Source organism: Paraburkholderia sp. A3BS-1L, from assembly GCF_051125215.1.
Classification (GTDB): domain Bacteria; phylum Pseudomonadota; class Gammaproteobacteria; order Burkholderiales; family Burkholderiaceae; genus Paraburkholderia.
In genome coordinates, this window is record NZ_CP120444.1 from 1,041,741 (window position 1) to 1,063,542 (window position 21,802).

The following is a 21,802-nucleotide window of genomic DNA, read 5'->3' on the forward strand; positions in this document are numbered from 1 at the left end:
GAGAACACGACGATGAAGATCATGACCTGTCCTGTGAACGGCGCGCGGCCCGTTTCGGAGTTCGTCTACTGGGGCGAAATGCGCGCGATGCCGGACCCGGCAAAAGCGAGCGACGACGAATGGGCCGACTACGTGTACTGCCGCAACGGCGCTGCCGGCGTGAAGAAGGAGTGGTGGTGCCATACCCCGAGCAACACCTGGTTCATCGCCGAGCGTGACACCGCGAAGGATCGTGTCATCCGCACGTATCTGAATGACGAGGAGGCGTAAATGCGTCTGGCACCGCATGCAGGCGAATGGATCGATCGCAGCCAGCAGATCGAATTCGGCTTCGAAGGGCAGCGTTACACGGGCTTTGCAGGCGACACGATCACGAGCGCCCTATGGGCGTCGGAGGTTTCGGTGCTCGGGCGCAGCTTCAAGTATCACCGCCCGCGCGGCGTGCTCTCGCTCGCGAACCACGACGTGAACGCGATGTTCCAGGATGGCGCGCGCCTGAACGTGCGCGCCGACGTGACCGAGCTGATCGCCGGTGCGAACTGGCACGCGGTCAACACCACGGGCGGCGTGGCCAACGACCGTAACCGCTGGATGGGCAAGCTCGCGCCGTTCCTGCCGGTTGGCTTCTATTACAAGGCGTTCTACAGCAAGCGCTGGTTTCCGCGCTGGGAGCGCATGTTCCGCAAGATGGCCGGGCTTGGCGTGGTCGACCTCAAGGCGCCGCACGTGCGCACGCCCAAGCGCTACGGGTTCTGCGACGTGTTGGTGATCGGCGCGGGGCCCTCGGGTCTGATGGCGGCGCTGGAGGCGGCGCAGCAGGGCGCGGACGTGGTGATCGTCGACGAGAATGCGCGCTCGGGCGGCAGCGGCACGTATCAGGCCGGCGGCGACATGGAGCGCCTGGAAGCCGTGCGCGCGCTCGAAGCCCAGGTTCGTGCGCATCCGCGCGTACGCATGTTCAATCGCACGCTGGCCGCGGCTTATTATGCGGACCACTGGGTCCCGCTCGTCGAACCGGATCGCATCACCAAGATGCGCGCGAAGGCGGTTGTGGTGGCAAGCGGCGCGTTCGAGCAGCCCGCTGTGTTCCGCAATAACGACTTGCCTGGCGTGATGCTCGCCTCGGCGGCGCAGCGGCTCGCGTGGCGCTACGGCGTGGCGCCGGGCCAGCGCGCGGTCGTGCTGGCCGCGAACGCCGATGGCTATCGCGCGGCGCTCGACATGCTGGAGCGCGGCATCAAGGTGAAGGCGCTGATCGACCTGCGCGCGACACATGGCTGCGGCGTGCTCGCCCGCGAGCTGGAGGTGCGCGGCGTGGAGGTTCTCGGCTCGAGCTGCGTGGTCGAGGCCGTGCCCGACACGGAAGGCAAGCGGCTTGCGGCCGTGCGCGTGGGTGCGATGCCGCCCGCGGGCATGACTGCCCCGGTCGACCGCACCCGGCAAATCGAATGCGACACGCTGCTGATGAGCGTGGGCTGGGCGCCGGCTGCCAATCTGCTCTACCAGGCGGGCACGGCGATGCGCTACGACACGGGCGTGGAGCAGTTCGTACCCGATAAGTTGCCCGAAGGCGTATTCGCGTGCGGCCGCGTGAACGGCGTGTACACCTTCGAGAGCAAGCTGCAGGACGGTCGCCGTTCAGGCGCGCTTGCGGCCGCGCATGTCGGCTTGCTGGGGGGCGCGCCCGACTCGCGCAGCACAGCGATCGCGCGCGAACCCGAATCGCCCTCGCATGCGTGGCCGATCGTGGCGCATCCGGCGGGCAAGAACTTCGTCGACTTCGACGAAGACCTGCAACTGAAGGATTTCGAAAACGCCGTGCAGGAAGGCTTCGACAACATCGAGCTGCTCAAGCGCTTTTCGACCAACGGCATGGGCCCGAGCCAGGGCAAGCACTCGAACATGAATGGGCTGCGCGTGCTCGCACGGTTGACCGGCAAGGCGCCGCAGGAAGTGGGCACGACCACGGCGCGCCCGTTCTTTCATCCGGTGCCGATGGCGCTGCTTGCCGGGCGCGGCTTCAATCCCGAGCGCCGCACGCCGATGCACGCGCAGCACGAGCGCCTCGGCGCGAAGTGGATGCCGGCCGGAGTCTGGCAGCGGCCCGAGTACTACGCGGTGGCGGGCAAGGATCGCGCGCGCTGCATCCAGGAAGAGGTGCAGGCGGTGCGCACCGGCGTGGGCATGATCGACGTGGGGACGCTCGGCAAGCTCGAAGCGCGCGGGCCGCAAGCCGCGCAGTTTCTCGAACGCGTCTACGTGTCGAAGTACGCGGGGCTCAAATCCGGCATGACGCGCTATGCGCTGATGTGTGACGAAGCCGGCGTGGTGATCGACGATGGCGTGATCGCACGCCTCTCCGACGATCACTTCTACTTCACGACCACGACCTCGGGTGCGGCGGCGATTTACCGCGAACTCTCGCGCCTGAACACGATCTGGGGGCTCGATTGCGGCATCGTCAACGTGACGGGCGCCTACGCGGCCATCAACCTCGCGGGTCCATACTCGCGCGCCGTGCTCGCGAAGCTGGTCGACCTTGATTTGTCATCCGAAGCATTTCCGTATCTTGGCATCCGCGTGACGGGCATCGCGCTGGGCGCCAACCGCGTGCCGGCCAGGCTGATGCGGGTGGGCTTCGTCGGCGAATGGGGCTACGAGATTCACGTTCCCGCCGAATATGGCCCGGCGCTGTGGAACGCGCTTTATGAAGCGGGTAGGGAATTCGGCATCCGTCCGTTTGGCGTGGAGGCGCAGCGGCTCTTGCGGCTGGAGAAGGGCCACGTGATCGTGAGCCAGGACACCGACGGCCTGACGACGCCGCGCGATGCCGCCATGGAGTGGGCAGTCAAGATGGACAAGCCGTTCTTCGTCGGCCAGCGCAGCTTGCAGGCCATCGACAGCCAGGCGCAGCAGCAACGCCTCGTGGGCTTCGCGCTGGATGATGGCGTGAAGAACGACGCCTTGCGCGAGTGCCACCTCGCCATCGAAGGCAAGGAGATCGCAGGCCGCGTGACGAGCGTGTCGTGGAGCGAGACGCTGAACAAGACGATCGGCCTCGCGTTCGTGCGGCCCGCGATGGCGAAACCGGGCACGCAACTGCGCTTTCGCCTGAGCGACGGCACCATGGTGTCGGCCACGGTGGTGCCCACGCCGTTCTACGACCCAGAAAACCTGCGCCAGAAAGACGCCGCACCCGCGCACGCCGCCGCACCGAGGGAGGAGACCGCATGAGCGCATCGAACCTGGCAGGCGCAGCAAATTTCCCGCTGCGCACGAGTCCCATACGCGACGCCCAACACGCCGCTGAAGCACGGTGGAGCACGGTCGAGAACATGCAGATCGTCGAGCGCCACGGCGCGAACGACGAAGCGCGCGCACGCAACGCGGGCATTGCGGATGTCTCGCACCTGTCCCGCATGGGCTTCAAGGGCCAGGGCGTGGCCGCCTGGCTCGCGGAGCAGGGCTTGCCCGCGCTGCCCCAGCCCAACACATGGGCGCCGCTCGCGAGCGGCGGGCTGATCGCGCGTCTGGGCCTCACCGAGTATCTGATCGAGGACGGCATGAGCGGCCGCGCGTCGTCAAAGCTGGCCCATCGCGAGCCGGCGCTGCGGGTCTATCCGGTGCTGCGCCAGGACCTGGCGCTGGTGCTGTGCGGCGAGGCGATCGACGAATTGCTGCTGCAGACCTGCAACGTCAACTTTCGCGCGCTGGACCTCGCAACCCGACCCGTCGTGCTGACTTCGATGGCGGGGGTCGCCGTCACCGTCCTGCCGGGCGAGCGGCTGGGCCGTCCGTACTACCGTCTGTGGGCCGATGGGACATACGGTGTGTACTTGTGGGAAACCCTTGCCGGCATCGCTGCCGAATTGGGAGGCGGGCCGGTCGGTCTCGCCGTGATCGACGCAATCGACCAGGCACCATCGCACCAGGCCAGCAGCTAACTCACCAGGCCTGCATCAGGCTTATCAGGCTCATCTGGCACCCCGGGCGAAAGCTTCCGGCGCAAGCAGGCGCCGGGCGTTTTCTCGACACCGCATCACGACGCTTGAGGACAATCGACATGACACCCGCAGAAGCCAAGCAGTTCCTCGCAGATAACGACGTCAAGTACATACTCGCGCAATTCGTCGACATTCACGGCGTCGCGAAGACGAAGTCCGTGCCCGCTGCCCACCTCGACCTCATCCTGACCGATGGCGCGGGTTTCGCCGGCTTCGCGGTATGGGGCCTCGGCATCGATCCGCAAGGGCCGGACTTCATGGCGGTGGGCGATCTCGACACGCTCACGCTCATGCCGTGGCAGCCGGGCTACGCCCGCATTGCCTGCGACGGCTACGTGAAAAAGGAGCCGTGGCAGTTCGAGAGCCGCGTGACGCTGAAAAAGCAGGTCGCCCGCTTGCAGGAGCACGGCTGGATCCTGAACACCGGGCTGGAGCCCGAGTTCTCGCTGCTGCGGCGCGCCGAGGATGGCCGCATCGTGCCGTGCGACGCCTCCGATGCGCTGCCCAAGCCGTGCTACGACTACAAGGGGCTCTCGCGCTCGCGCGAATTTCTCGAGCGTCTGACCGAGTCGCTGATCAAGGCTGGCATCGACGTCTATCAGATCGACCACGAGGACGCCAACGGCCAGTTCGAAATCAACTACACCTACTCGGACTGCCTGAAATCCGCCGATTCATACGTGTTCTTCAAGATGGCCGCTGCGGAGATCGCCAATGAGCTCGGCCTGATTTGCTCGTTCATGCCCAAGCCGTTCTCGAACCGGCCGGGCAACGGCATGCATATGCACATGTCGATCTCGGACGGCGAGCGCAACCTCTTCGCCGACAAGCACGACGAGCGCGGGCTCGGGCTTTCGAAGCTCGCCTATCACTGGACGGCCGGCCTGCTCAAGCATGCGGCGGCACTCGCGGCCATTTGCGCGCCCACGGTCAACTCGTACAAGCGTCTCGTGGTGGGCCGCTCGCTGACCGGCGCCACGTGGGCGCCGGCCTACGTGAGCTACGGCGACAACAACCGCTCGTCGATGGTGCGCATTCCCGGTGGCCGCATCGAGTTGCGCCTGCCCGATGCCGCGTGCAACGCCTATCTCGCGACTGCCGCCGTGATCGCCGCGGGCCTGGACGGCGTGAACAACAAGCTCGATCCCGGCGCGCCGTGCAATCTGAATCTCTACGAGATGTCGCCGCAGGAGCTGCGCCAGCGCGAAATCAGCATCTTGCCGCAGAACCTCCAGGATGCGCTTCGCGAACTCGAGCGCGACGAAGTCATGATGGAGGCGCTCGGCCCGGCAGGCGCAGAGTTTCTCCGCCTCAAGCACATGGAATGGATCGAATACATGCGCCATGTGTCGGATTGGGAGCAGAAGACCTACCTCGAATTTTTCTGAGCTGGCGTCGCTGCGCCAGCCGTCCATGAAACGCAGGAAATACGTGCAGGAGATTAATCATGTGTGGAATTGTAGGATTACTGATAAAGCAACCATCGTTGCGTGAGCGGCTGGGCGAGCTGATGGTGCCCATGCTGCTCGGCATGACGGAGCGCGGGCCCGATTCGGCAGGGCTGGCCGTGTTCACGGAGCCGGTGGACGAAGACACCCGCAAGATCAGCCTGTATTCCGGCCTCACGGAAGAAGCCGCTGATTTCAACTGGCAAGGGCTCGTGCACGAGATGAACGCACATCTGGGCGCCGGCGCCTCAGTTCAGGCCAAGGGCAACCATGCGGTGCTGAGCGTGAGCACTGCGCCGGAGACCGCGAAGCGCTGGATCGCCGAGCAGCATCCGAAGCTGCATATCCTCTCCACGGGCCGCGCCATCGACCTGTACAAGGATATCGGCACGCCGAAGGAAGTTTCGGACCGCTACGCGTTCCAGAACCTTTCAGGCACGCACCTGGTCGGCCATACGCGCATGGCCACCGAGTCGGCGGTCACGCCCGACCGCGCCCACCCGTTCACGGCCGGCGAGGACTTCTGCCTCGTGCATAACGGGTCGCTCTCGAATCCCTTCGGCGTGCGCCGCATGCTCGAACCGCACGGCATTCACTTCGATACGGACAACGATACGGAGGCCGCCTGCCGCTTCCTCGAATACCGGCTGCGCGAAGGCGACGATCTCGAAGTGGCGCTGCAACAGGGCTTCGAGCAGCTCGACGGCTTCTACACGTTCCTCATGGGGACACCCGACAAGCTCGCGCTGATTCGCGATCCGTTCGCGTGCAAGCCCGCGGTGGTGGCAGAGACCGACGATTACGTGGCGATCGCCTCCGAATTCCGCTCGCTGGCGCATCTTCCCGATATCAAACATGCAAGCGTGTTCGAACCGGCTCCCGAGGAGATGTACGTATGGAAAGTCTGAACTTTGACCTGGCAAGCACGTCAGTGACCGAACTCAACCGGTTCCTGCACAAGGACGCCGCCGGCAAGGGCGTGCAGGCCGTGCGCATCGCGAACCCCGATGGCGCGCACAACATCGCGGTCGGGCTCGATCTGCCGATCGAGGTCGAGATCGACGGCCACGCCGGCTACTACGCGGCCGGCATGAACAAGGAGGCGAAGGTGACCATCGCGGGCAGCGCGAGCACCGGCGTCGCCGAAAACATGATGAGCGGGCGCGTGCACGTGAAGGGCTTCGCGTCGAATGCGGCGGGTGCGTCGGCGCAAGGCGGCCTGCTCGTGATCGAAGGCGATGCGGGCCTGCGCTGCGGTATCTCCCTCAAGGGCGCCGATATCGTCGTGAAGGGATCGGTCGGCAGCTTCTCCGCATTCATGGCGCAGGCCGGGCGGCTGGTGGTCTGCGGCGACGCCGGCGACGCACTGGGCGATTCATTGTACGAAGCGGTGCTGTACGTGCGCGGCAATATCAAGTCGCTGGGCGCGGACGCGCGCGAAGAGCCGATGACTGCCGCTGACATCGAAGCGGTGGCGCAGTTGCTGCGCGCGGCAGGCCCCGCATTCTCCGGCTTCGAACCGAGGGACTTCAAGCGCATCGCCTCGGCACGCTCGCTCTATCACTGGAACGCCGACGCGAACCAGGAATATTGACCCAAGGATCCCGACCATGGAAATCAAGCCCATCCACATGAAGCAACTGGCCACCGAAGAATCCTGGGGCTTCGACCGCAAGACGATCAACTATATCCAGAACGCCGCGGCACACGGGCTGTATGAAATCCGTGGTCTCGGCGCGAAGCGCCACGTGCCGCATTTCGACGATCTGCTGTTCCTCGGCGCGTCGCTCTCGCGCTATCCGCTCGAAGGCTATCGCGAGAAATGCACCACGAAGACAGTGCTGGGCACGCGCTTCGCGAAAAAGCCCATCGAGCTCGCGATTCCCATCACCGTCGCAGGCATGAGTTTCGGCGCGCTATCGGCGAACGTGAAGGAGGCGCTGGGCCGCGCGGCGACCGAGATGGGCACCTCCACGACCACCGGCGACGGCGGCATGACCCAGGAAGAGCGGCGCTCGTCCAGGACGCTTGTTTACCAATGCCTGCCGTCGCGCTACGGCTTCAATCCCGACGACGTGCGCAAGGCCGACGCGATCGAAGTGGTGATCGGCCAGGGCGCGAAGCCGGGCGGCGGCGGGATGCTGCTCGGGCAAAAAATCTCGCCGCGCGTCGCGAAGATGCGCGTGCTGCCCGAAGGCGTCGACCAGCGCTCGGCGTGCCGCCATCCCGACTGGACCGGCCCCGACGATCTGCTCATCAAGATCCATGAGTTGCGCGAGATTACCGACTGGGAAAAGCCGATCTACGTGAAGGTGGGCGCAACGCGCACCTTCAACGACGTGAAGCTCGCCGTGCACGCGGGCGCGGACGTGATCGTGGTGGACGGCATGCAGGGCGGCACCGCAGCCACGCAAACGTGCTTTATCGAAAACGTCGGGATTCCTACGCTTGCCGCGTTGCGCCAGGCCGTGGATGCGCTCGAAGACCTCAACATGAAGGGCACGGTGCAGCTCATCGTCTCGGGCGGCATCCGTAGCGGCGCCGATGTCGCCAAGGCGCTGGCGATGGGCGCCGATGCCGTGGCCATCGGGCAGGGCGTGCTGGTCTCGCTGGGCTGCAACAGCGCGTCGTATATCGAGAACGGCCAGCACGTGCAGGCGCTCGACGATTACGCCAACCTGGGCACGGCGCCGGGCTATTGCCACCACTGCCACACGGGCAAGTGTCCGGTGGGCATCACCACGCAGGATGCCGTGTTGCAGGAGCGGCTGCAGCCCGACGTCGGCGCGAAGCGCCTGCGCAATTATCTGAAGACGCTGAACATGGAGCTCACCACGATCGCGCGCGCCTGTGGCAAGCAGAACGTGCATCACCTGGAGCCCGAAGATCTCGTCGCGCTCACGGTCGAGGCAGCGGCGATGGCGCGTGTGCCGCTCGCCGGCACCAACTGGATCCCGGGTGTGGTCTGACGCGCCATGACGGCACAGATCATCGATGGGAAACACCTGGCGCGGCGCTTGCGGGCGCGCTTTCGCGAGCGCGTCGCCGCGCTTTCCATGCGCGGCGTCGTGCCGGGTCTCGCCGTGGTGCTGGTGGGCGACAATCCGGCCTCGCAGGTCTACGTCGCGAACAAGGTGAAGGCGTGCGAGGAGAGCCGCGTGCGCTCGTTCATGCACCGGTTCCCCGCCAGTTGCACGGAAACCGAGTTGCTCGAGCGCATCGGCGAACTGAATCTGGACCCGGCCACGCACGGCATTCTCGTGCAATTGCCGCTGCCGCCACAGGTCAACGTGCGGCGCGTGCTGGAGAGCATCGTAGTCGACAAGGATGTGGACGGCTTTCATCTCTACAACGTTGGCGCGCTCGTGGTCGGCAACTCGATCTTTCCGCCTTGTACGCCTTACGGCGTTCAACTGCTGCTGGAGACCACGGGCATCGAAGTCGCGGGCAAGAACGTGGTGGTGGTCGGCGCGAGCAATATTGTCGGCAAGCCGATGGCGCTGATGCTGTTGCAGAAGGAAGCCACGGTCACCATTTGCCACGCGAAAACCCGCGACCTCGCGCATCACACCATCCACGCGGACATTCTCGTGGTAGCGGCGGGCAAGCCGGGGCTCATCAAGGCGGAGATGGTGAAGGAAGGCGCGATCGTGATCGACGTGGGGATCAACCGCCTCGCCGATGGGCGCATCGTGGGCGACGTCGATTTCGATGCAGTGCGCGAGCGCGCCTCGTGGATCACGCCGGTGCCCGGCGGCGTGGGGCCGATGACCGTCACCATGCTGATCGAGAACACGCTGCGCTCGGCGGAGCGTTTCGCGCAGGGCGAGGCGTTTCATCCGGCACAGCCGTTCTGGCAGGTGCCGGCACGCTAGCGAGGTGCAAGCTGCGCGACCACGCGGCGTCATCAGGGGAAAGGAGCCGCTGTGGCCGAGTTGATCAGGATGCCGGACGATGATGCGTGCACGGCGCTGGACGCCGCGCACCGGCACGCACTGACGTTTCATCGTACCCGCGCGACGCGCCCGCCCGCAGCAACGGCGGGCTTCGCGGCGTTGCTCGACGCGTTTGGCGGACCTGCGCCCGAGGCGGGCCTGCCCGCGAGCGAGGTGATCGAGCAACTGGCCGCCGCGGCCGGTCCGGGCTTGATGGGCACCGCGGGCCCGCGCTTTTTCGGCTGGGTCGTGGGCGGCTCGCACCCAGCCGGTGTCGCGGCCGACTGGCTCACGAGCGTCTGGGGGCAAAATGCCGGCTGCTACGAGGGCGCGCCCGCGGCCGCCGTGGCCGAGCAGGTGGCCGGGCAATGGCTGGTCGATCTGCTGCGGCTCCCCCCCGAATGCTCGGTGGGCATCACCACAGGCGCGACGATGAGCAACTTCGTCTGCCTCGCAGCGGCGCGTGGTGCACTGCTGCGCCGCGTGGGCTGGGATGTCGAGGCCGACGGCCTGTTCGGCGCGCCGCCCATTGCTGTTCTTATCGGCGACGATGCGCACGCGAGCGTGTTTGCCGCGCTACGCTATCTGGGTTTTGGCGAGCGCTCAGTCATGAGGATTGCTACGGATGACGCGGGGCGCATGCGCATCGACGCGTTGCGCGCCGCGCTCGCGCATTGCCGTGGGCCGCATCTCGTGATCGCGCAGGCGGGCCACATCATGACCGGAGCGTTCGATCCCGTCGGGGAGATTGCCGCACTGATGCGCGAGCGGTGCGAGCGCGGTGGCTGGCTGCACCTGGACGGCGCCTTCGGCCTGTGGGCGAGGGCATGTCCGGCGCGCGAAGCGCTGGCGCAGGGCATCGAGCATGCGGACTCGTGGGCGACAGACGCGCACAAGTGGCTGCAGGCGCCCTACGAGTGCGGGTGCGCTTTCGTGCGCGACGCCGATGCGCACCGGCGGGCGATGACGATCGGCGCAGGCTACCTCCCGCCCGCCGAAGACGGCGGCGCGCGCGACCCCGTGCATTACGCCCCGGAGTTGTCGCGGCGCGCGCGCGGGTTCGTTTTGTGGGCCCTGTTGCGCACCCTTGGCCGGCGCGGCATCGCGGAGATGATCGAGCGGCATTGTGCGCTTGCGCAGCGGTTGGCGCGTCGTCTGGCCGAGGAGCCTGGTATTGCGGTGCTCAACGAAGTCGAGTTGAATCAGGTGGTCGTGCGTTTCGGTGCGGATGAGCCTGTTGCGCTTGGCGACGTGCTCACGGACGCCACGATCGCGGGCATTCAGCAGGCGGGCGTATGTTTCGCGGTCGGCGCACAGTGGCGTGAGCGCCGCGTAATGCGTATTTCGGTCATTGCATGGCCTACCACCGAGGACGATATCGACCGCGCCGCCGACTCGATGATCGAGTCTTGGCGCGCGGTGGAGCGCGTGCGCGTTGATGCGCAGAGCGTCGCGGCGCACGCGTAGGCGTCCAATTTCAGCGCTTGCCCTCTGAGCCCGCGATCGCCCGTGCAGTGGAAAGCAGCGCCTCTGCCATCCGAATACTGGCCGCGTCGATCAACCGGCCATCCAGCGACACGGCCCCCTTGCCATCTCTCGCCGCCTGAGCCATCGCATCCATGATGCGTTGCGCGCGCGAAACTTCGGCATCGCTCGGCGTGAACACGCGGTTCGCCAGCTCGATCTGCGAGGGATGAATCGCCCACTTGCCGTCATAGCCGAGCACCGCGGCGCGCTTCGCAGCGGCGTCGTAACCATCGGGATCGCTGAAATCCCCAAACGGTCCATCGATCGGCCGCAATCCATAGGCGCGGCATGCCACCATCATGCGCGTTTGCGCGGCGTGCCACTGGTCGCTCCAGAAGTATTCGCGCTCGCCATTGGCGTCCTTGTCGCTCAGCACACCGTAGTCGCGGTTCACACCGCCGATCACGGTCGTGCGCGCACGCGTGGAGGCCGCATAGTCGGCGACGCCGAACGACATCGCCTCAAGCCGGCGGCTCGATTGCGCGATTGCCTCCACGTTCGCCATGCCCAGCGCGGTTTCGATGAGGACTTCGAAGCCAATGCGCTTTGTGCGCTTCTTCGCCGTCTCGATCTGCGTGACGAGCATGTCGATCGCATAGACGTCGGCCGCCACGCCAACCTTCGGAATCAGGATCATGTCGAGCCGCGGGCACGCCTCAACGATATCCACGACGTCGCGATACATGTAGTGGGTATCGAGCCCGTTGATGCGGACCATCACCGTCTTCGCGCCCCAGTCGATGTCGTTCAGCCCTTCGATGATGTTCTTGCGGGCCTGCTCCTTGTCGTCGGGCGCGACCGCGTCTTCGCAGTCGAGAAAAATGATGTCGGCGGCCGAGCGCGCGGCTTTTTCGAACATCGCGGGGTTGGAGCCCGGCACAGCAAGCTCCGAGCGGTGCAGCCGCGGCGTGGCCGGTTCGATTGCGGTAAAGCTCATGGGTAATCTCCTCGATAGTGGAGGCGCGCGGCCCTAGCCCGTCGCGCCGAAGCCCGATGCGATGCAATTAATGGAGAGCAGGAGCGGCACCAGATAGCTGCGCCGCTCCTGATCGGCGCTGGCCGAGCGGTACAGACGCAGCAACTCGATCTGCTGCCGGCTCACGAGGTTGATGGCCGGCAGCCGGCGCGCGAGCCGCTCGCAAAACTGTGGGAAGCGGTCCGCGGCGGCGGTGCCGCCACTCACTTTCAGCACCATCTCCGTGGTGAGGCGATACTCGGCCTCGATTTGCGCGAAGATCGTTTCGCGTACGCGCGCGTCGTGCACGAGGTCCGCATAGCCGCGCGCGATGTCGAGATCGACCTGGGCGAGCGTCTTCTCCACTTCGTCTACGATCAGCCGGAACAGGCGCGATTCATTGAACATCCTGTGCAGCAGATCGAGGCCGCGTTCCTGGCGCACCCCGAGGAACGACGAGATCGCGCTGCCCACGCCATACCAGCCCGTGAGCGCGTGGCGGTTCTGCGACCACGCGAACACCCACGGAATCGCGCGCAGGTCTTCGAGGCTGCGTGCCCCGAAGCGCCGGGCAGGGCGCGAGCCCATGTTCAGCATCGAAAGCTCTTCGAGCGGGCTGGCTGCCTGAAAATACGCAATCAGCTCGGGCTGCTCGACCAGCTTCACATAGGCCGCGCGTGAAGCGCCCGCGAGCGCTTCCATCGCGTCATCGAACTCGCCGCGCGGCAGCAGTTCGTCTTCGTGCTCCGACTTGAACGTATGCTCCAGCACGCTCGACGCGAGCAACTCGACGTGATACTGCGCCGTGCCGCGGTTCGCGTACTTGTACGACACCACCTCGCCTTGCTCGGTTACGCGAAAGCGTCCGTTGACGGAGCCCGCGGGCAGCGCGGCTATCGCGCGGCCCGCCGGCACGCCGCCGCGGCTCACCGAGCCGCCACGGCCGTGGAAGAACGAAATCGTGATGCCCAGTTCGCGTCCGACGCGCGTGATCTTCGTCTGCGCCTTCGAGAGCTCCCAGTTGCTCGCGAAGAACCCGCCGTCCTTGTTCGAATCGGAGTAGCCGATCATGACCTCCAGCACCCCGCCTTGCGCACGGATGCTGCGCTTGACCATCGGCACGGCCAGCAGTTCGCGCAGGATTTCGGGCGCGCGCCGCAAGTCGTCGATGGTTTCGAGCAGCGGCACTACCGGCAGCGTGCAACTTTCCACGCCGGCGGCATCGCTGAACAGCCCCGCCTGCTTCGCGAGCAGATAGACGCCGAGCACGTCGGTCGCGTGGTGCGTCATGCTCAGGATGAACGCGCCAAAGGCATTGCGGTCTACCTGCTGGCGCATTGTGCGGACCATGCGGAAGATCTGCACCGTTTCCGCGTCCACTTCCGCGAGGGATTCGGGCAAGGCGCCCGTGGCTTCGCCCGGGGCGAGCGGGCGCGCGAGCTCCGCGAGCAACCACGCCTTCCATGCTTCGGAGTTCAGATCTGGTGGCTCCGAGCCTGGCTTGGCGCGAGACCGCCACAGCGCGAGCAGGGTCTTGTTGATGACCGTGGAGTTCTCGCGCAGGTCGAGCTGCACCGTGCTGAAGCGGAACGTTTCGACCTCATGGCGCAATGGCCGGACATACGAGTCGGCAAGCGTGTCGCTGCCGGTCGCGAGCAGGGCCAGTTCCATCGCGCGCAGCTCGGCGGCCAGTTCGTCGGCGCTCGCGTAGCCGCCGGAAACAGCGGTGCCCGCGCCGCGCCGTTGTGCGTCGGCGAGCGTGGTGTCGAGCTTGCGCAGCATGCAGGTCAGGTACTGGCGGAACACCTCGCCTGGATTGCGCGTGGCAATGGCCGTGCCGTCGCCGCTTTGCTCGAGCATGCGCGCGAGCTCGGCACCGAACGCTTCAGGCACGGGCAGTGCCTCGGCGGTGATGCTGAGCGTCTGCGCGAGGTCGAGCAGTTGTTGCCGGTAGCGCTTGAGGCACGCGAGCCGGTTATCGTAGAGCGTCGCGCGCGTGACCTCGTTGTTGACGAACGGATTGCCGTCGCGGTCCCCGCCGATCCACGAGCCGAACTGGAAGAAGCGCGGCATCTCGAAGTGCTCGCCCGGGTAGAACTGGTGCAGCGCCTCTTCGAGCCGCTCGAACAGCAGCGGCACGGCCTCGAACAGCGTTTCGCCGAAGAAGTGCAGCCCCCACGCCACTTCCTGCGCAACAGTGGGCTTCTCGCGACGCAACTCGCCGCTCATCCAGAGCAGCTCGATTTCGTTGCCGAGCTGCCCGACGAGCTTGCGCCGCTCGCGCGGCGTCCAGCGCGGCGACTCCAGATCCATCAGCTTGCGATAGATGCGCCGGTGGATTTCGAGCACGGTGACGCGCTTGGCCTCGGTCGGGTGCGCCGTGATGACCGGGCGGATCTTCAGATGCTGGAGCACGGTGCGGACTTCGTCAGCGGGCACGCCGGCCGCAGCCGCATCGGCCACTACGCGCGAGAACGAGGCCGTGAGCCGCGCATAGCCGCTCTCGATTTCGATCTCGCGGCGGCGGCGCATGGCGGTGCTCTGCTCGGCCACGCTCAGCAGCTGGAACCAGATGCCCTGGGCCTGCAGGCTGCGCCGCCACACCGCGCGCGGCACATCGGGAGGCAACTGCTCGCCGCGCAGCGCGAGTTCGACCTGGGGCTGGCGGCGCCGCGCGACATCGCACAGCAAGCCGAACAGCAGGTCGACCACACACGGTTCGTAAGCCTGAGCATCGAGCGCGGGCAACGCCGCAGAAGCCGTGGCGAGAAGGTCGAGCAGCGAAGGCGGCGCTGCGGAAGAAGGCGCGGACGAAGACTGTGATGCAACCGGTCGATGGCGCGGCGCCTCCACGCCACGCAACGTCACGGTGCGAGCCTCGGCCCCGGCAGCCTCCCGGGCCTCGATGGCATCAAGCGACGCGGCGGGCATCATTTTGCGTCAGCGCCGCAGCGACGGTGGAGCCCAGCTCGGAGGCGCTGGGTGCAACGAGAAGCCCGTGGGCACGCATGATTTCCGCCTTCTCGGCGGCGCTGTCACCGGCGGCCGAGATAATCGCGCCCGCATGGCCCATGCGGCGGCCCTTGGGCGCCGTGAGGCCGGCAACGTAGCCCACCACCGGCTTGGTCATGTTCTCCTGTACCCAGCGCGCCGCTTCGGCTTCCTGGGGCCCGCCAATCTCGCCGATCATGATCACGGCCTCGGTCTCGGAATCGTTCTCGAAGAGCCGCAGATGGTCGAGGAACGAGCTGCCGTTGATCGGATCGCCGCCGATGCCCACGCTCGTCGTCACGCCGAGACCCAGTGCGTTGAGTTGCGCCGCCGCCTCGTAGCCGAGCGTGCCCGAGCGCGAGACGATGCCGATCGAGCCGCGCCGGTAGATGTTCCCCGGCATGATGCCGAGCATGGCCTTGCCCGCGCTGATGATGCCCGCGCAGTTCGGTCCGACCAGCATGGTGCGGCTTTCCTTCGGATAGCGAAGCAGATAGCGCTTCACGCGCATCATGTCTTGGGCCGGAATGCCATCGGTGATCGAGCACACGAGGCGCAGGCCCGCGTCGGCGGCTTCCATGATGGAGTCGCCGCAAAAGGGCGGCGGCACGAACACGAGACTCGCCGTGGCGCCGGTTGCCTGCACGGCTTCCTTCACGGTGTTGAATACGGGACGGTCGAGATGGCGCTGGCCGCCCTTGCCGGGCGTCACGCCGCCCACCACATTGGTGCCGTACGCGATCATCTCTTTCGCGTGGAAGGTCGCCTTGTCGCCGGTGAAGCCCTGCACGATCACGCGGGTGTTTTCGTCGATCAGGATGCTCATGGGTACGCTCCTATTTGCTCTTTCTGGCGCGGTGCGCCTTGGACGCCTCTACGGCTTTCTGGGCCGCTTCGAGCAGCGTTTCGGCCGCGATGATCGGCAGCCCGCTCTCGCGAATGATGCGGCGCCCCTCTTCGACATTGGTGCCCGCGAGCCGCACGACGAGCGGCACGCGCAGGTTCTTCGCGGCTTGCACGACGCCCTCGGCCACCCAGTCGCAGCGGTTGATGCCCGCAAAGATGTTGACGAGAATGGCCGAGACGTTGGAATCGGAAAGCACCAGCCGGAAGGCCGCGGCAACCCGCTCGGGCGATGCGCCGCCCCCCACGTCGAGGAAGTTCGCGGGCTCGCCGCCGGCGTACTTGATGGTGTCCATGGTGGCCATCGCGAGACCGGCGCCGTTGATGATGCAGCCGATGTCGCCGTCGAGGCCCACATAGTTCAGCCCGAACTGCGCCGCCTCCGATTCGCGCGGGTCTTCCTGCGAGGCGTCGCGCATCTCCGAGACATGCGGGTGCCGGAACAGGCCGTTGTCGTCGAAGGTGACCTTGGCGTCGAGCGCGAGCACGCGGTCGTCGGCGGTGACGACGAGCGGGTTGATCTCCACCATCGTTGCGTCGAGGTCGCGAAACGCGCGGTAGGCGCCCATGATCGCGGCCACGGCGCGGCTCACCTGTTTGATGTTCAGGCCGAGGCCGAAGGCCAGCTCGCGCGCCTGGAACGGCTGCAGGCCCACGGCCGGTTCGGCGATTACTTGCAGGATGGCTTCGGGATTCGTGCGCGCGACTTCTTCGATATCCATGCCGCCCTGTGCGGAGACGATCACGCGCACGCGCTCGGCCTTGCGGTCGAGCACGATGCCCAGATAGATCTCGCGCTCGAACTTCTCGGCCACTTCGATATAGACGCGCTCGACGACCTTGCCTTCAGGGCCGGTTTGCGTGGTGGCAAGACGCTTGCCGAACAGCGCGGTGGCCGCCGAGTGCACGTCGTGATAGGTCTCGCAAAGCTTGATGCCGCCGGCCTTGCCGCGCGCGCCCGAGTGGATCTGCGCCTTGACGGCCCAGTGCCAGCCGCCGAGCTCGGTGGCGCAATAGACGGCCTGGTCCGGCGTATAGGCGACGAGCCCGCGCTGGATCGGCACGCCGAAGCCGGACAGCAGTTCCTTCGCCTGATATTCGTGGATGTCCATGATGGTGTTCCGTGCGAATGAGAAAAGCGGTATGAAATTGAAAACGCCGCCCGATGCTCAGGCGACCAGATGTTGCGGTTCGCCGCTCACGTAAGCCTCGATGTTGTCGATCAGCTGGTCGGCGAGATACTGCATGGCGCCGTCCGATGCCCAGGCCACATGCGGCGTGAGGATGAAATTCGGCAGATCGAGTTCGAGCAGGGGATTGCCCGCCTTGGGCGGCTCGCCGGTCAGGACGTCGAAGCCCGCCCCCGCGATCAGCCCTTCGCGCAGGGCCGTCGCGAGCGATTGCTCGCAGACGAGCCCGCCGCGCGCCGTGTTGATGAGCAGCGCGCTGCGCTTCATCGTCTGCAACTGCTCGAGCGCGATCATGTTGCGGGTTTCGGGACGCAGCGGCGTATGCAGCGAGACGATGTCCGACTCGCGCAGCAACTGCTCGAGCGGCATGAAGGCGACGTCGCGCGGCTTGGTCCTGGTCGACGCATGCTCGGCGAACACCACGTGCATGCCGAAGCCGCGCGCGATGGCTGCGGTGCCGCGGCCGAGCGAGCCGTCACCAATGATGCCGAGCGTCGCGCCGTGCAGGTCGCGAATCGGATGGTCGAAGAAGCAGAATTGATTCGACGCCTGCCAGCGGCCGCGCCGCACGTCGTCGCGATACGCGAGCAAATTGCGGCGCAGCGCGAGGATCAACGCGAAGGTATGCTCCGGCACCGTGTGCGTGGCGTAATTGCGGATATTGGCCACGGCAATGCCGTGCGCGCGGCAGTACGCCGTGTCGATCACGTCGTAGCCCGTGGCCGCCACCGCGATCAGCTTGAGACGCGGCAGCTTCGCCAGCGTGTCGGCACGCAGCGGCACCTTGTTGGTGATCGCAATGGTGGCCCCTTCGAGACGCTGGGCCACCTCGTGCGGCGCACTCACGTCGTACTGCGTCCAGCGGTGATCGAAGGCGGGACGCCGTACATCGGCCTTCAACGTGGAGCGATCGAGAAAGACGATTTCATGACGCATGATTTCGGTATCCTGCCTTTTTTCGTGAGACGTTGAGAGCGCGGGATGCGGTTATGGCCCGCGGCGAACAGGGCTCAGGCGGCCGCCACGCGGCGCAGCGGCTCGACTTGATCCGCGGGTTGCGTGTTCTGCGTGTGTTGCGTTTGCGCCTTGCGCGGGTCGTGCGTGCGCCAGTACTGCGTGGCCGCGCCGGTGCCGCTGCCGGGGCGCACGTCGATACCCACGTCGAGCATCGCCATTTCCGCGCCCGCAATGGCGCTCGTGAGCATCAGTTCGTTCAGGTCGCCGAGGTGGCCGATGCGGAACACCTTGCCCGCGACCTTCGAGAGGCCCGCGCCCAGCGCGAGGTTGTAGCGCCGGAAGGCCGTGTCGATCACGTTGGCCGCATTGAAGCCCTGCGGAACGACGATGGCGCTGACCGTATCCGAATACCACTTCGGCGCCTTGGCGCACAATTCGAGCCCCCAGCCTTCGGTCACGGCCGCGCGCACGCCCTGGGCGAGGTAATGATGGCGCGCGAACACGTTATCGAGTCCTTCCTGGAAGATCAGGTCGAGCGCAGCGCGCAGGCCGTAGAGCAGGGACAGGGCAGGCGTGTACGGGAAGTAGCCGGTTGCGTTGGCCTTGATCATGTCGCCGAGATCGAAGTAGCAGCGTTTTGACTTCGCATGCTCCATCGCCTTGAGCGCCTTCGGGCTCACGCACAGAATGCCCAGGCCCGCCGGCAGCATGAGGCCCTTTTGCGAGCCGGTCACGGCCAGGTCGACGCGCCAGTCGTCCATGCGGAAGTCGATGCAGCCGATCGAACTCACGCCGTCGACGAACAGCAGCGCGGGGTGATGGGCATTGTCCATCGCGTGGCGCAGTGCGCCAATGTCGCTCGTGACGCCGGTGGCGGTCTCGTTGTGGCAGGCGAGAATGCCCTTGATCTGATGCTTCTTGTCGGCCTTGAGCACCTCTTCGATGCGCTCGACGGGCACGCCCTCGCCCCAGTCGACGTCGACGATCTCGACTTCGAAGCCCAGCCGCTGCGCCATGTCGGCCCACAGATGGCTGAACTGCCCGAAGCGCGCGACGAGCACACGGTCGCCGGGCGAGAGCGTGTTGGTCAGCGCGGCCTCCCAGGCGCCCGTGCCCGAGGACGGAAAGATGAACGGTTGGCCGCTCGTGGTTTTGTAGAGGCGCTTGAGGTCGCTCAGCACGCCGTTCGCGAGCTCGGGAAAGCGCGTTGAGCGGTGGTCCTCCATCGACACGACCATCGCGCGCAGCACGGCGTCGGGAATGTTGGTGGGGCCGGGCACGGCGAGAATGTTGCGACCCGGGATACGCGTTCCAGTGGTATTCGACATGTCTGCACTCCTGAGTGACGGGATGATGGCCTTAGGTAGGTACGTAGGTACGAAGCTATGAAACGTCCGCTCGGGCGGTTGAATCAGACGGCGGGCCGTTGGGCCGTGGCGCTGTGCAGCTGCGCGGGCGCGTCGCCGTAGACCGGGAAGCGCGTCGTGAGCGCGTGCACGGCGTCGGCCACGCGGCGGATCACGAGATCGTTCGCGGGCGCTTCGAGCACGTCGGCGATCAGATTCGCGAGATGCCGCGCTTCGGTTGCGCCAAAGCCGCGCGTGGTCATCGCGGGCGAGCCCACGCGGATGCCGCTCGTGACGAAAGGCTTTTGCGGGTCGTTCGGAATGGCGTTCTTGTTGACGGTAATGCCCGCCTTGCCGAGCGCGGCTTCGGCATTCTTGCCGGTGATGTTCTTCGCGCGCAGGTCGACGAGAAAGAGGTGCGATTCCGTGCGCCCCGAAACGATGCGCAGCCCGCGCTCCTGAAGCGTCTCGGCCATGGCGCGCGCATTGATCATGACCTGGCGCTGGTAGTGCTTGAACTCGTCGCTCATCGCCTCGCGGAACGCGACCGCCTTGGCCGCGATCACGTGCATGAGGGGGCCGCCCTGGATGCCGGGGAAGATCGTGGAGTTGAGCGCCTTCTCGTGCTCGGCACTCGAGAGGATCAGGCCGCCGCGCGGGCCGCGCAGCGTCTTGTGCGTGGTCGAGGTGACGAAGTCGGCAATGCCCACCGGGCTCGGGTAGAGGCCCGCCGCAATCAGTCCCGCGTAGTGTGCCATGTCGACGAAGAGCCACGCGCCCACGCTGTCGGCAATCTTGCGAAAGCGTTGCCAGTCGATCGTGAGCGCATAAGCCGAGGCGCCAGCGACGATCATGCGCGGCTTGTGCTCGTGCGCGAGGCGCTCGACTTCGTCGTAGTCGATTGCTTCGGTATCCGGATGGAGTCCGTAGGCCACGGCGTTGAAGAGCTTGCCGCTCACGTTCACCGACGCGCCGTGCGTGAGGTGGCCGCCGTGCGCGAGCGACATGCCGAGGATCGTGTCGCCGGGCTTGAGCACGGAGAGATAGACGGCCTGATTCGCCTGCGAGCCCGAATGCGGTTGCACATTCGCATATTCGGCGTTAAAGAGCTTTTTCGCGCGGTCGATGGCGAGCTGCTCGGCCACGTCCACGTGTTCACAGCCGCCGTAGTAGCGCTTGCCCGGATAGCCCTCGGCATACTTGTTGGTGAGGAGCGAGCCTTGCGCCTCCATCACGGCGGGCGACGTGTAGTTTTCCGATGCAATCAGCTCGATGTGATCTTGCTGTCGCGTGGATTCCGCAACGATGGCCTGACGCAATTCCGGATCGGTTGCTGCGATGGTCTGCTGGAAGCTGAACATGTGGGTCGCCCTGGTGTCGATGGTCGGTGTCGGAAACTTGAGATCGATGGTAGTGGCACCGCGCCAAAAACACTCATTCCGGTTTGTTATCCAACCCATAACCCGGCCTGGAAGCCAATGCCGGCGGGGCTCCGGCACGCGGGAATACCTCATCGTGGGCATTGCCGCACTGGCCTGCGCTGGTAGAGTGAGGGCATGGGATGGACGCCTTTTTCAGGAGTCCAGCGGAGGCTGATGGCCTCAAGAGGAAGCGGAAGAGGAAGCGGATGCTTAACCTGACATTGCGGCAACTGCGCGTTTTCGAGGCGGCGGCGCGTCACCTGAGTTTTTCACGCGCGGCCGAAGAGCTGCATCTGACGCAGCCCGGTGTGTCCGCGCAGCTCAAGCATCTCGAAGAGACCATCGGCATGAAGGTATTCGAGCAGATCGGGCGGCGTATCTTTCTTACCGAGGCGGGCCGCGAGGTCTACAGCCATTCGCGCTCGATTCAGGAGCAACTGTCGATACTCGAGGAGTCGCTCGATCAGTTGCGCGACACCACGCAGGGCAAGATTCGCGTTTCGGCTGTAACGGGTACGGCCGGCCATCTCTCGCTGGCGTGCATTTCGCGCTATACGAAGGCGTTTCCGGGTGTGCGCGTGCGGTTGAAGTTCGGCAATCGCGAGAATGTGCTTGGCGCGCTGGCCGGTAATGAAGCCGATCTGGCGATCATGGGGCAGCCGCCCGAAGGTCAGGGGCTCATGGCCCAGCCTTTCATGAAGAACCCGTTGGTGGCGATTGCGCCGCCCGATCATCCGCTTGCACGGCAACGTGCGATTCCGCTCGCGGCGCTCGAGGACGAGGTTTTCGTGGTGCGCGAACCGGGCTCAGGCACGCGGCGCGCGATGGAGCGCTTCTTTGCGGAGCATCGCATCCGGTTTCGGCCGGGGTTAGAGGTGAGCAGCAACGAGGCCGTGAAGTGCTGCGTGCACGTTGGCATGGGGCTCGCCGTGGTGCCGCTGCAGACGGTGCTGCCGGAGCTGGAGACGCTGCGCCTGAAAGTGCTGGATGTGGAGCGCTTTCCGATCGTTCGGTATCTGTATATCGTGCATCGCGAGAGCAAGCATCTCTCCGCAGCCGTGGAGGCGTTCAAGCGGACCCTGCTGGGCGAGGCGCAGAAGGTGATGGACGAAGTGTAGGGAGGGG

The 21,802-nt window shown here is 65.9% G+C and carries 17 protein-coding genes; 10 read left to right on the forward strand and 7 right to left on the reverse strand.

What is annotated here, in order from left to right; all coding sequences use genetic code 11:
- Positions 1–12: 12 nt before the first annotated feature.
- The 9 genes from P5W99_RS29880 (at position 13) to P5W99_RS29920 (ending at position 10,854) form a co-directional block, all read left to right on the forward strand.
- Positions 13–270 (forward strand): sarcosine oxidase subunit delta, encoded by a 258-nt coding sequence (locus tag P5W99_RS29880; RefSeq protein WP_421027436.1) that lies wholly within the window; start codon positions 13–15, stop codon positions 268–270.
- A complete protein-coding gene (locus P5W99_RS29885; RefSeq protein WP_434664724.1) occupies positions 271–3,234 on the forward strand; it encodes a glycine cleavage T C-terminal barrel domain-containing protein in 2,964 nt (987 codons plus the stop codon).
- Positions 3,231–3,944, forward strand: coding sequence for a hypothetical protein (locus tag P5W99_RS29890; protein WP_421027438.1), 714 nt, complete (start codon positions 3,231–3,233; stop codon positions 3,942–3,944). The genes P5W99_RS29885 and P5W99_RS29890 overlap by 4 nt, the downstream gene beginning before the upstream one ends.
- Before the next feature lie 119 nt (positions 3,945–4,063).
- Positions 4,064–5,392, forward strand: a complete 1,329-nt coding sequence (gene glnT, locus P5W99_RS29895; protein ID WP_421027439.1) for a type III glutamate--ammonia ligase — start codon at positions 4,064–4,066, stop codon at positions 5,390–5,392.
- Positions 5,393–5,451: 59 nt separating this feature from the next.
- On the forward strand, positions 5,452–6,360 hold the full coding sequence (locus tag P5W99_RS29900; RefSeq protein WP_421027440.1) for an amidophosphoribosyltransferase: 909 nt from the start codon (positions 5,452–5,454) through the stop codon (positions 6,358–6,360).
- Entirely contained in the window at positions 6,348–7,046 is a 699-nt protein-coding gene (locus P5W99_RS29905; protein WP_035525493.1) for a protein glxC, read from the forward strand. The genes P5W99_RS29900 and P5W99_RS29905 overlap by 13 nt, the downstream gene beginning before the upstream one ends.
- A gap of 16 nt (positions 7,047–7,062) precedes the next feature.
- Positions 7,063–8,421 (forward strand): FMN-binding glutamate synthase family protein, encoded by a 1,359-nt coding sequence (locus tag P5W99_RS29910; RefSeq protein WP_421027441.1) that lies wholly within the window; start codon positions 7,063–7,065, stop codon positions 8,419–8,421.
- Positions 8,422–8,427: 6 nt separating this feature from the next.
- Positions 8,428–9,327: a bifunctional methylenetetrahydrofolate dehydrogenase/methenyltetrahydrofolate cyclohydrolase FolD gene (gene folD, locus P5W99_RS29915; RefSeq protein WP_421027442.1), complete on the forward strand. Its 900-nt coding sequence runs from the start codon at positions 8,428–8,430 to the stop codon at positions 9,325–9,327.
- Between the two features lie 51 nt (positions 9,328–9,378).
- A complete protein-coding gene (locus tag P5W99_RS29920) occupies positions 9,379–10,854 on the forward strand; it encodes a pyridoxal phosphate-dependent decarboxylase family protein (protein WP_421027443.1) in 1,476 nt (491 codons plus the stop codon).
- Positions 10,855–10,864: 10 nt separating this feature from the next.
- Here the strand turns inward: P5W99_RS29920 and P5W99_RS29925 are convergent, their stop codons facing one another.
- The 7 genes from P5W99_RS29925 to glyA all read right to left on the reverse strand — a co-directional run bounded on the left by P5W99_RS29925 (position 10,865) and on the right by glyA (position 20,617).
- Complete coding sequence (locus P5W99_RS29925) at positions 10,865–11,851, reverse strand: HpcH/HpaI aldolase/citrate lyase family protein (protein WP_421027444.1); 987 nt, start codon at positions 11,849–11,851, stop codon at positions 10,865–10,867.
- Positions 11,852–11,884: 33 nt separating this feature from the next.
- Positions 11,885–14,803, reverse strand: a complete 2,919-nt coding sequence (locus tag P5W99_RS29930) for a phosphoenolpyruvate carboxylase (RefSeq protein ID WP_434664728.1) — start codon at positions 14,801–14,803, stop codon at positions 11,885–11,887.
- Positions 14,781–15,686, reverse strand: a complete 906-nt coding sequence (gene sucD, locus P5W99_RS29935; protein ID WP_421027446.1) for a succinate--CoA ligase subunit alpha — start codon at positions 15,684–15,686, stop codon at positions 14,781–14,783. Before sucD ends, P5W99_RS29930 begins: the two co-directional genes overlap by 23 nt.
- Positions 15,687–15,696: 10 nt before the next feature.
- The gene (locus P5W99_RS29940; RefSeq protein ID WP_421027447.1) at positions 15,697–16,875 is read right to left on the reverse strand and encodes a malate--CoA ligase subunit beta; all 1,179 of its coding nucleotides are present in this window, start codon (positions 16,873–16,875) and stop codon (positions 15,697–15,699) included.
- Between the two features lie 57 nt (positions 16,876–16,932).
- Positions 16,933–17,889: a D-2-hydroxyacid dehydrogenase gene (locus P5W99_RS29945; protein ID WP_421027448.1), complete on the reverse strand. Its 957-nt coding sequence runs from the start codon at positions 17,887–17,889 to the stop codon at positions 16,933–16,935.
- 74 nt (positions 17,890–17,963) lie between these two features.
- The gene (locus P5W99_RS29950) at positions 17,964–19,238 is read right to left on the reverse strand and encodes an aminotransferase class V-fold PLP-dependent enzyme (protein WP_421046230.1); all 1,275 of its coding nucleotides are present in this window, start codon (positions 19,236–19,238) and stop codon (positions 17,964–17,966) included.
- 83 nt (positions 19,239–19,321) lie between these two features.
- Entirely contained in the window at positions 19,322–20,617 is a 1,296-nt protein-coding gene (gene glyA / locus P5W99_RS29955) for a serine hydroxymethyltransferase (protein ID WP_421027450.1), read from the reverse strand.
- A 266-nt stretch (positions 20,618–20,883) separates the two neighbouring features.
- Here glyA and P5W99_RS29960 point away from each other — a divergent pair, with 266 nt between their 5' ends.
- A complete protein-coding gene (locus P5W99_RS29960; RefSeq protein ID WP_421027451.1) occupies positions 20,884–21,795 on the forward strand; it encodes a LysR family transcriptional regulator in 912 nt (303 codons plus the stop codon).
- Positions 21,796–21,802 lie beyond the last annotated feature (7 nt).